The organism is Neobacillus bataviensis LMG 21833, from assembly GCF_000307875.1.
In the GTDB taxonomy this organism is placed as follows: Bacteria; Bacillota; Bacilli; order Bacillales; family Cytobacillaceae; genus Neobacillus; species Neobacillus bataviensis.
In genome coordinates this window covers 1-10,783 of the sequence record NZ_AJLS01000058.1, presented here as the reverse complement: position 1 = coordinate 10,783, position 10,783 = coordinate 1, and the positions used below count along the sequence as shown (strand labels likewise).

The following is a 10,783-nucleotide window of genomic DNA, read 5'->3' as shown; positions in this document are numbered from 1 at the left end:
AATGAGCGGATTTTAAGCTTCAATGAGCGAATTTAGGCAGTCAATGAGCGAATAAATAGTTTCAATGAGCGAATTTAAGCAGTCAATGAGCGAATCAAAAAATATCAAAAAAAGAGGTGCAACAACGATGATTAAATCCGTTGTTTCAAAAGAATATCAGGAACTTCAAAAAGAAATCGTTAAGCTTCAGGAACAGTGGAAGCTTCAAATAGATCCGGAAACGATTCGGCCGATTCTTGATAAGGCTGCGATGCAGGCAGGAGTGCCGGCTGCCGCCTTAACGACCATTGATTTTGAAATTTCACTATTCTTACAGTGGATAGAGGAAATAAATACCACACTTGTTAAATTTAAACCTGAACTTGAAGCGAAACTTGCTAGTATTCCGAGTCTTCTTACTGAAGAAACAGCAATTCGCTGGATTGACGAGGCTTTTTCCTATAACCACTTGTATTTTACTAGTTTTGCCGAAGGGCACGGCCTCGAAGAATGGATTCCGCAATTCTTGGCAGAAACCGCCCTTCGCCCATACTTACAATTAACAGCAGAAATGGTTCAGCCCATGATTAACCACGCTGTGCCGGGAGCAGGCTGCCCCGTTTGCGGCGAACCCGTACGACTGGCTATCCTAGAAGAAGAGGGAAAAAAAGCCATCCATTGTCCTCGCTGCCTCGCTAACTGGCATGCTAAGCGCTTAGAATGTTCTCATTGCGGCAATGAAGACCATAAGACGATCCAGTTTTTGACGGTTGAAGGCGATGCCATCTCACAAATTCAAGTTTGCGAAGAGTGTAAGGGCTATATTAAAATTATAGATACGAGGCAATATATCACGAAACCGTCAGCAGGATTACTAGATTTAAATTTCATTCACCTCGATTTTGTGGCACAGGAAAACGGTTATAATTCGCTAGGTGAAAAAAAACAGACAAATTAAGAAGGTGTTTTTTCAAATGAAAGCTGCAGCGATTATTTTAGCAGGCGGAAAATCAAGCCGAATGGGCACAAATAAAGCGCTGCTAAAAATAAATGAGAAAACGAACATTGAAAGAATAGCAGATACACTTAAACTGCTTTTTGATGATATAATTCTAGTAACGAATGATTCTGAACAATATGAATTTTTAGGACTGAGGATGGTTCCGGATCAATTTCCGGGGATGGGCCCGCTTGCCGGGGTCCATGCCGGCCTGTCCGCATCCGATTACGATGTAAACTTTATTGTCGCCTGTGATATGCCGTTTGTTTCAACGGAGCTTGCCGAGGCGCTGGTCAACAACTGCGGACATTATGATGCGGTGATTCCTGTTATTAATGGAAAACAGCATCCGTTATTTGCCGTTTTTCAAAAGAATTTGGTCGAAGAAGTTGCCGCATGTATTGAGGCAGGACGGCTGCGCATGAAGCATTTGCTTGACCAATTAAATGTCCTGTACGTAACAGAAACAGAACTGCAGACTTACAGTCATCTTGATATGGAACGGGTCTTTTTTAATATGAATCGCCCGAATGAATACGAAGAGGCGAAAAAGTGGGCTGAGAAAGATATATAAGGGGGAGTAAGGGAACCATGCAATTTTTCAAAGTGAAAACAGTTGAAGAGACATTTGCCTTAATCGAAGAAAACATACCGGCGATCGAACAAACAGTGGTTAGGGAGCTTGGCGAGGCATTAAATGATATTTTAGCGGTGCCTGTAGTGGCGAAGGAAAATGTGCCAAGCTTTGATCGCTCAACTGTCGACGGATATGCCGTTCGCGCGAAGGATACGTATGGTTCCTCTGAATCCATGCCCGGCTTCTTAACAGTAGCTGGAGAAGTAAAAATGGGCGAGGTTCCTGATGCTGTTGTCCGCCACGGCGAGGCCGTTTATGCACCGACAGGCGGGATGATGCCAAAGGGCAGCGACAGCGTGATTATGATTGAACACTGCGAGGACGTAGAGGGCCTCTTAAATACATATAAGCAAGTCGCACCCGGTGAAAATGTGATTCGCGCCGGGGAAGATATTAAAGCAGGGGAAACTCTTTTAGCAGCGGGAACGAGACTGCGGCCGCAGGAATTAGGGGCACTTGCGTCTTTAGGGATTGCAGAGGTGCCAGTTTTTCGTAAATTGAAGGTGGGTTACCTTTCATCAGGTGATGAAATCGTTCCTTATCAAACGAAAACACTTGTAGAAGGGCAAATTCGTGATATTAACTATTTAACGATTGCCGGACTTGCGAACGAATGGAATGTCGATGTCGTGTACGGCGGCATTGTCCGCGATGATTTTGAAGAATTTCGCGGGCGGGCGCGCGAACTCTATGACCAGGTCGATTGTTTGGTTCTTTCCGGCGGCAGCTCGGTCGGGGCAAAGGATTATACAACAGATGTGATTCAATCCTTAGGAGATCCTGGTGTTTTTGTGCATGGGATTTCGATTAAACCGGGGAAACCGACGATTCTAGCGATGGCAAATGGCAAGCCGGTTATTGGACTGCCAGGACATCCTGCAAGCGCGATGATTATCTTCAAGCTGTTCGGCGAGCGGATTTTGCGAAAGCTAAAGGGTGAAAAAATCGAGCGCAAACCGGAGAGGATTTTTGCAAAAATCACTAAAAACATTCCGTCTTCGATGGGACGAGCTGATTATATTCGCGTTCGCCTATTTGAAAAAGAAGCCGAATGGTGGGCAGAGCCGATTATTGGAAAGTCTGGCTTGATTACAACATTGGTCAAAAGTGATGGCATTGTGGAGATTAGTTCAGAAAAAGAAGGGGTTTCACAGGGGGAATATGTACCTGTGATTCCCTCAAGGTAGGGGGCAGCAAGAATCATGGAACAGTATAAGCGGAAAATTTATTTAGAAGATAAACCCCGAGCGGAAGCACTAGAGCAAATCCTGGCAGCTTGTGAGCTGACACCCGAAATTGATTATCTCGGGACGGTTGACGCTTTGGGGCGTGTGACCGCTGAGCCAATTTTTGCTAGGGTCTCGATGCCGCACTACCACGCCTCAGCAATGGACGGGATCGCCGTTGTTGCTGAAAGCACCTACCAAGCGCATGAGCAACATCCGCTTTTTCTAAAAAAAGAGACGGAATTTTGTTTTGTTGATACCGGGAATGCCATTCCTTCCCCGTTCAACGCCGTTATTATGATTGAACATGTTCATATTGTGGATGAGGATACGATTGAAATCATTGAACCGGCCACCCCTTGGCAGCATATCCGCCCAATTGGCGAGGATATCGTCCAAGAGGAAATGCTCTTCCCGCAAGGACATACCTTGCGGCCGGCGGATCTAGGTGTGCTGCTCGCCGCGCAGCAGCTCGTGATTCCTGTTGTCAAAAAACCGGTGGTCACGATTATCCCGACAGGTAACGAGCTTGTCGAAGCAAATGCGGAGCTTTCCTCCGGAAAAATAATTGAATTTAACGGTACGGTGTTTTCCGGTTTTATCAAGGATTGGGGCGGTGAGCCGAAGCTCCATTCGATCGTGAAGGACGAGCCGGAGAAAATTAAGGAAGTGTTGTTGGAGGCGGCTGAAACCTCCGATATTATCGTCATCAATGCTGGTTCATCGGCAGGCAGAAAGGACTTCACGGTCCACATCATCGCTGAACTCGGCGAGGTCTATACCCATGGGGTCGCCGCGCGGCCTGGGAAACCAACCGTTTTAGGAAAAATAAATGGGAAAATCGTCGTTGGTGTTCCGGGGTACCCTGTTTCCGCCTACCTGGCACTTGAGTGGTTCGTACGGCCGCTTGTATGTCAGTATTTAGGAATACCGGAACCGCTCAGGCAAACCGTTACAGTAAAACTTGGGCGCCGCATTGTTTCATCAATGGGAGCTGAGGACTTTGTCCGAATGAATATCGGCTATGTGGATGGCCAATATGTCGCCAATCCGCTGACAAGAGCGGCAGGGGTCACGATGTCTTATGTCCGAGCAGACGGCTTGTTAATCGTGCCGCCAAACGTGATCGGCTATGAGCAAGGGGAAACGGCAGAGGTTGAATTGCTGCGCCCGCTTGAGGAAATCAAACATGCCATCGTCTTTTGCGGCAGCCACGATTTGACGATAGACCTGTTATCTTCTGGGCTGAAACGAGCGCGGACAGATATGAAAATTGTCTCCTCCCATGTCGGCAGCATGGCCGGCATTATGGCAATTCGTAAGGGAGAGGCCCATGTGGCGGGCATTCATTTGCTTGACCCAAGCACAAAGCAATATAATGTATCATACGTAAGGAAAATGTTAGCCGGGCAAGACGTGGTTCTCTACCCCTTTTTAAAAAGAAAGCAAGGCTGGATTTTGCCAAAAGGAAATCCTCTTGAAATTGCTGCAGTTACAGATTTAGTCCGGACGGAGGCCAACTTTGTTAACCGCCAAAAAGGAGCCGGAACGCGTATCCTGTTTGATTTGCTTCTGGAAGAGGCTGGTTTGGAGCCAGAGGCGATTACCGGCTATGAACGGGAAATGTTCTCTCATTTAGCGGTAGCAGCTGAAGTGAACGGTGATGCAAATTGTGCCGGTCTTGGGATTTACCCGGCGGCAAAGGCGATGGGCTTGGACTTTGTTCCTGTTGCAGATGAAGAATATGATTTAGTGATGACACGCAGCTTTTATGAAAGTGAAAGCGGCAGACAGCTTCTGGCGATTATTCAATCGGCCGCCTTCCGGGAGCAGGTTGAACAAATTGGCGGCTACCAGGTGGTTGAGAATCCGGTATTAAAATGTTTGGCCGAAGAGGTGAAATCATGAAGATGTACGAAATCTCCAAAGAACCGATTGATATTCAAGCGGTGATTGATAAAGTGGTTCAGCGTGAGGCCGGTGCGATTACGACCTTTATTGGAACCGTCCGCGAATTGACCCATGGAAAGAAAACATTGTTTTTAATCTACGAAGCTTATGAAGCGATGGCGGTGAAAAAGCTTGAGCAGATCGGTACGGAAATTGAACAGCGCTGGGCGGGCTCCCGTGTTGCGATTACACATCGGGTCGGGCGCTTAGATATTACTGATATTGCCGTTGTGATTGCTGTTTCAACGCCGCACCGCGCTGATGCCTATGAAGCCAACCGCTACGCGATTGAACGGATAAAGGAAATTGTCCCAATTTGGAAAAAAGAGCATTGGGAAGACGGCGAATCGTGGATGGGAGATCAGCTTGAAAAGGTTGCTTATCCAAGCGGCAAGCCTGAGGCAGGTGATTTAGATGAATAAAGTATTGTTTTTCGCTCATTTGCGTGACGCAGTTGGCTCGGAGTTTTTGTCATTGGATGCCAGCGGGAAAACAGTATCCGAACTGAAGGCTGAGCTTTCGGTGAAGTATGATTTGCCACGTTTGGAAACTGTGATGACGGCAATTAATGAAGAGTTCGCTTCAAATGATGAGATCATCCATGAAGGGGACGAGATTGCGTTTATTCCGCCGGTTAGCGGCGGTTGATGTTACTTAACGCCCTAAAAGCTCGCCACTCGGCGAGATTTCTTAAAATATAAGAATCTATTAGTTACGGCTTTGAGAATTGTCTAGCTCCAGCACCCTAGAGCTTTTCTTTCGAAAGGGGTCACGTATATATGAATGAACGATATTCTAGGCAGATTCTTTTTCCGGGAATCGGCAAAGAGGGCCAAGAAAAGATAAGTAGAAAGCATGTGCTTATTATTGGTGCCGGTGCTCTCGGCTCAGGCAGCGCCGAGATCCTTACTCGTGCCGGCGTCGGCAAAATTACCATTGTTGATCGTGATTATGTCGAAGCGAGCAATCTTCAGCGTCAGCAGCTCTACACAGAAGAGGATGTTGCCTTGAAGCTTCCAAAGGCGGCAGCAGCGGAAAAACGCCTCCGGGCGATTAATTCCGATGTGGAGATCCGCGCGGTAATTGGCGACGCCACCGCGGAGATGATGGAAGAACTAGCCGCCGGTGTCGATTTGATGCTGGATGCAACAGATAATTTTGAGACAAGAATGCTTATGAATGATATATCGCAAAAATACAGGATTCCATGGATTTACGGGGCTTGTGTTGGCAGTTTTGGCATGAGTTTTTCGATTCTTCCTGGGAAAACCCCTTGCTTAAATTGCTTACTAAGGACAATCCCGCTACAGGGGATGACCTGTGATACCGGCGGGATTATTTCACCAACCGTGCAAATGGTTATTTCCCATCAGACAGCTGAAGCGCTAAAAATGTTAGTTGAGGATTGGGAGGCAGTTCGCACCACCTTTGTTAGTTTTGATTTGTGGAGGAACCAATATACAAGTTTAAAAATGTCGAAGGCAAGGTTTTCCGGCTGCTTGTCGTGCGGTGAGGAACGAACATATCCGTATTTGGATCATGAAAATAGGACGAAGACAACAGTGTTGTGCGGCCGCGATACGGTGCAAATCCGCCCGTCCACGATTGGTGAATTTTCTCTTGAGCAGCTTGCCGGTCAGCTTAGCGCCTTAGGATACACGGTGAAAGGCAATCCGTATTTGTTGTCGGTGGATATTGGCGCAGAACGGATGGTTATTTTTCAAGATGGCCGTGCGCTCATTCATGGGACGAAGGATTTGACTCATGCCAAATCACTGTATCAGCGGATTTTAGGGTAAAAACCCGTACCAATAATGGTACGGGTTTAACTTTTCCTTTTCGCAAGCTGAATGAAGGAAATCATCAAGAAGGAAATCCCGATCATGCATAGCACCCATAACCAGGCCAACTGCATGTTGCCGGAATCGATCGCAACATAGATGGCGGTAGGGATGGTCTGTGTTTTCCCGGGAATATTGCCCGCGAACATGAGCGTCGCGCCAAATTCACCTAACGCACGGGCAAAACTTAAGATTCCCCCCGAAATAATCGACCGGAGCGCAAGTGGGATGGAAACGAGCAAAAATAGCTGAAGGTTGTTCGCTCCATCCACACGGGCGGCGTCCTCAACATCACGGTCTACTCCTTCAAACCCGGCCTTCGCTGATTGATACATAAGCGGAAAGGCTACAACCAAAGCTGCGAGCACCGCCGCCCACCACGTGAAAATAATAGGCTGATGAAAGAGCCACTCGATGAATTGGCCTACAGGACTTTTTTTTCCAAAGACCACTAGTAACAAAAAGCCGACAACGGTTGGCGGTAAAACTAATGGTAAGAGGAAGAGCGTTTCGATTACGGCTTTTCCTTTGAAGCTAGCCTTCGCCATCCAGTGCCCAATAAATAATCCTAAAACTAGTACAATGCATCCTGAAACAACCGCGACCTCGAGCGATAGTTTTACAGGATCCCAAAAGTGGTCTGTCATGTTTATCGTTTACAGTCCTTTAAATCCGTATTTTTCAAACACTTTCATGGCTTCTTTCGTTTGCAGATATTCATAGAATAGCATGGCTTCTTTCGGATGGCTACTAGCCTTAATAATCCCCACGGGGTAAACGATTGGCGTGTGGGTCTTTTCCCCGGCAGTTGCCGCAATCTCCACTTTTGTAGAGGTTAACGCATCAGTTTTATACACCATGCCGGCATCGACATTACCGGTTTCTACGTATGTAAGGACTTGACGAACATCCTTGGCAGGGACGACCTTTTCTGCAACGGAGTTCCAAACTTTCAAGTTCGTTAATGCCTCTTTCGCATAACTGCCTGCTGGTACAACTTCTGGAGTCCCTATCGAAAGTTTATCCGCTTTAGGCAGGTCTGCAAATGATTTAATTTCCTTTTTTGCCCCTTTTGGCACAACGAGCACTAATTCATTTCCGACAAGATTAACCCCACTTTCAATTAATCCTTCCGAGACTAATTTCTCAAATTTATCTTCTGCTGCCGAAAAGAAAAGGTCAACTGGTGCGCCTTGTGAAATTTGCTGCTGCAGCGCCCCGGATGCACCGAAATTATAATTGATTATAATCTGTTTATTTTTTTCAGAAAAATTATCCGTAATCTCAGTCAAGGCATCCTGCAAGCTTGCCGCTGCGGAAATCGTAAGTTCAACGTCTTTTTTAGGGGCACCCTGCGTATCATCCTGCTTAGCAGAACAACCCGTAAAAACAAACAAAATGGCAGCTAAAAACAGATAACCTTTTTTCAATGACCTCGCCCCTTTTACCTCATTATCGAAAAGTAGAGTAAAACCCCTAGCTTTAGACATTGGGATATAGCTGTTTTTTTGTTGATTATTTACAAGAAAATCATGTGTTCTCACTATACTTTTTAGTATAATCTCTGCTATAATTAAATTAAATAGGAACATTAGTTCTGACAAAAAGAGGTGAAGACTATGTATCGTACCTATAAAATACAAATTCATCCTCAACATGAGTTGTTCAATTACTGCGATTTACTTTGTTTTAAGGCAAAAAATTTGTACAACATCACCAATTACTATATTCGTCAAGTTTACACAGCGTTAAGAAAAGAAATAAAAAATGAAAATCAACTTCAAGTGTTAATCGATATTGAAACCTATTTACCCCAAATGAATGGGATTCGAATGAAAAGCTATGAAAGGGCAAAAGCGAAACCTAAAAAGATAGACAAAAAGGGCAAAATAATTGAACCAAAGTTAAAGCTCTTTGAAATGCCAACCCAAGAGAGATCATTCATAAGCTATGCCTTTGTAGAAGCGTTATTTAAGGTCATGAAACAAATCGATTACACCACTATGTCCTCCCAGTCCAATCAACAAACGATGAAGAAAGTATATGATGATTGGAAAAGCTTTTTTGAAGCCTCTAAGAAGTATAAAATCAATCCCGCCAGCTTTTCCGGAAAGCCAAAGATTCCAAAATATAAACCGAAGAATGGCCGAACAATTTGCTATTTAACGAATCAAATTACTGAGATAAAAGATAGGATATTGAAATTACCAGGGACTCCTCTTCAATTAAACCTTGGAAAGATTGCTCATTTTGAAGGGAAATTACAACAGGTTCGGGTTGTACCGTCCTATGGTCGCTATGTAATTGAGATCGTTTTTAAGGGTGAACAAGAAAAAGAGATCAAAAGAACGGATAAACGAAAAAATGAATTTGTTTTTCCGCCAAAATGGGTAATGGGTATTGACCTAGGCGTAGATAACCTTGCAACTATCGTCGATAACACGGGGCATAAGCCTTTGCTTATCAAGGGCACAGGGTTAAAATCGACAAATCAATACTATAACAAATTAAGAGCAAAATACATGTGTATTTTAAGAAATGGTAAGAATCCAAGAGAGGGGAGGTTTACCACAAACCGCTTGATTTCTTTGGATCGAAAAAGGAATAACCGCGTTATGGATTATTTACATAAATCAAGCGCAAAAGTGGTAGAAATTGCCCTAGAAAGAAACATTGATACCATCATCATAGGAAGAAATATTGGTTGGAAATTGGAGGTCGAAATGAAAAAGGCTAATAAGCAAACCTTCATCCAAATACCACATGCGACATTCATTGAAATGATTCGCTACAAGGCGGAACGAAAAGGAATTCAAGTCATCGACCGAGAAGAAAGCTACACCTCCAAGTCTAGTTTCTTGGACCGTGATCCCATTCCAACTTTCGGAGATGATAAACTTCCTAATTTTAGTGGGTATCGGAGTAGCAGAGCATTTTACAAAATAAAAGGGTCAAAAGTGCTCATTCATGCAGATGTAAATGGCGCCTTTAATATAGTTAGAAAGTATGTAAAGGATGCCTTTGAAGGACTTGAAAGAAAACGGTTCCTTCAAGCCCCCGAGAAAATCATCATCATGGAGAAAAAACATGCAAAGCTGAAGGCCTCGGCCTGATGTATTAGCGGGACTTGTGGTAGCCCACGTAAAGACAATGCGGCTTTATAAGCCTATTCTTTCGAAACCCCTAACTTTAGTTATGGGGATACTCATAACGAGGGATAATACGATATGGAATGAAAAACATCACAAAATGCTTTTTTAAAAGTTATGAGATACAATAAGAGGTAGAAAAAGTAAATGGGGATTTATTTGACAATTATTGACTTGTTTCACGTGGAACATTCGAAAGTTGCCGAAGCCTCAGGTGAAATAAGAGAAATGGAAAGGAAATGTCGAAGTGAATATCTCCATCCAAACATTACTTGCAAAAATTGACGAAGAATTGAAGCTGGCGAAAAGCAGTACCAAGCAAGAACGCTTGCGGGAAAAAGTGTACTCTATTAAAATATTATGCGAATTGATTTTAGATGAAAAATCAGAAATGCCATTAAATCAACCGGCACCCGCCATCTCGCAGCCGGTATTTCAACAGCCCATGATGGCTCAGCAAGTTTTTAAGCAGCCGGCGGCGCTACCGCAGGCGAAAAAAATAGAGATGGACGATGAAGCCAATGGCGATTCGTTATTTGACTTTTAAAAAGGGGGATTTTAAATGAAAACATTTATAATTGTGGGCGCTATTAATGCCTTTTTGGCCGTTGCCCTTGGTGCCTTCGGTGCGCACGGATTAAAGGACAGGCTCGATGCCCATTACCTGGAGATTTGGAAAACGGGTGTAACCTATCAAATGTTTCATGCTACGGGGATCTTAATCCTCGGGATTCTGCTTGGGAAAGCCGGGGTCAGCTCTTTATTCAGCTGGTCGGGCTGGTTAATGCTTGCCGGGATTATTTTGTTCAGCGGCAGCTTGTACCTGTTGAGCTTGACGAAGGTAGGGGTGCTGGGTGCGATTACCCCGATTGGCGGTGTGTGCTTTTTAGCCGCATGGGTGCTGATGATTGTGGGAGCGGTGAAACATTTTTAAGAAAAGCGCAAGCGCCCTGGTCAGCGGCGTATGGCCTGGAGCGCTCCAACTGAGATAAAGGAAACAC

Annotated in this window: 12 protein-coding genes; 10 read left to right on the top strand and 2 right to left on the bottom strand. The window is 44.8% G+C overall.

Annotation, left to right across the window (positions count from 1 at the left end; translation table 11 throughout):
• Window positions 1–127 precede the first annotated feature (127 nt).
• The 7 genes from BABA_RS10680 to BABA_RS10650 all read left to right on the top strand — a co-directional run bounded on the left by BABA_RS10680 (window position 128) and on the right by BABA_RS10650 (window position 6,591).
• A complete protein-coding gene (locus BABA_RS10680; RefSeq protein ID WP_007085196.1) occupies window positions 128–937 on the top strand; it encodes a formate dehydrogenase accessory protein FdhE in 810 nt (269 codons plus the stop codon).
• Between the two features lie 16 nt (window positions 938–953).
• Entirely contained in the window at window positions 954–1,553 is a 600-nt protein-coding gene (gene mobA / locus BABA_RS10675) for a molybdenum cofactor guanylyltransferase (protein ID WP_007085195.1), read from the top strand.
• 17 nt (window positions 1,554–1,570) lie between these two features.
• Window positions 1,571–2,803, top strand: a complete 1,233-nt coding sequence (locus BABA_RS10670) for a molybdopterin molybdotransferase MoeA (protein ID WP_007085194.1) — start codon at window positions 1,571–1,573, stop codon at window positions 2,801–2,803.
• Window positions 2,804–2,818: 15 nt separating this feature from the next.
• A complete protein-coding gene (locus BABA_RS10665) occupies window positions 2,819–4,750 on the top strand; it encodes a molybdopterin biosynthesis protein (protein ID WP_007085193.1) in 1,932 nt (643 codons plus the stop codon).
• On the top strand, window positions 4,747–5,214 hold the full coding sequence (locus BABA_RS10660) for a molybdenum cofactor biosynthesis protein MoaE (protein ID WP_007085192.1): 468 nt from the start codon (window positions 4,747–4,749) through the stop codon (window positions 5,212–5,214). Before BABA_RS10665 ends, BABA_RS10660 begins: the two co-directional genes overlap by 4 nt.
• On the top strand, window positions 5,207–5,440 hold the full coding sequence (moaD, locus tag BABA_RS10655) for a molybdopterin converting factor subunit 1 (protein ID WP_007085191.1): 234 nt from the start codon (window positions 5,207–5,209) through the stop codon (window positions 5,438–5,440). Before BABA_RS10660 ends, moaD begins: the two co-directional genes overlap by 8 nt.
• Before the next feature lie 131 nt (window positions 5,441–5,571).
• Window positions 5,572–6,591, top strand: coding sequence for a MoeB/ThiF family adenylyltransferase (locus BABA_RS10650; protein WP_007085190.1), 1,020 nt, complete (start codon window positions 5,572–5,574; stop codon window positions 6,589–6,591).
• 26 nt (window positions 6,592–6,617) lie between these two features.
• Here the strand turns inward: BABA_RS10650 and modB are convergent, their stop codons facing one another.
• Window positions 6,618–7,280 carry a molybdate ABC transporter permease subunit gene (modB, locus tag BABA_RS10645; protein WP_007085189.1) on the bottom strand — a complete coding sequence of 221 codons (663 nt, stop codon included), beginning with the start codon at window positions 7,278–7,280 and terminating at the stop codon, window positions 6,618–6,620.
• A gap of 9 nt (window positions 7,281–7,289) precedes the next feature.
• A complete protein-coding gene (modA, locus tag BABA_RS10640; RefSeq protein ID WP_007085188.1) occupies window positions 7,290–8,063 on the bottom strand; it encodes a molybdate ABC transporter substrate-binding protein in 774 nt (257 codons plus the stop codon).
• A gap of 189 nt (window positions 8,064–8,252) precedes the next feature.
• Between modA and BABA_RS10635 the strand changes: the two genes are divergently transcribed.
• From BABA_RS10635 to BABA_RS10625, 3 genes are all read left to right on the top strand, one after another.
• Entirely contained in the window at window positions 8,253–9,746 is a 1,494-nt protein-coding gene (locus BABA_RS10635) for an RNA-guided endonuclease InsQ/TnpB family protein (RefSeq protein ID WP_007085187.1), read from the top strand.
• 283 nt (window positions 9,747–10,029) lie between these two features.
• On the top strand, window positions 10,030–10,329 hold the full coding sequence (locus tag BABA_RS10630; RefSeq protein WP_007085186.1) for a YwdI family protein: 300 nt from the start codon (window positions 10,030–10,032) through the stop codon (window positions 10,327–10,329).
• 15 nt (window positions 10,330–10,344) lie between these two features.
• Entirely contained in the window at window positions 10,345–10,716 is a 372-nt protein-coding gene (locus BABA_RS10625; protein ID WP_007085185.1) for a DUF423 domain-containing protein, read from the top strand.
• Window positions 10,717–10,783 lie beyond the last annotated feature (67 nt).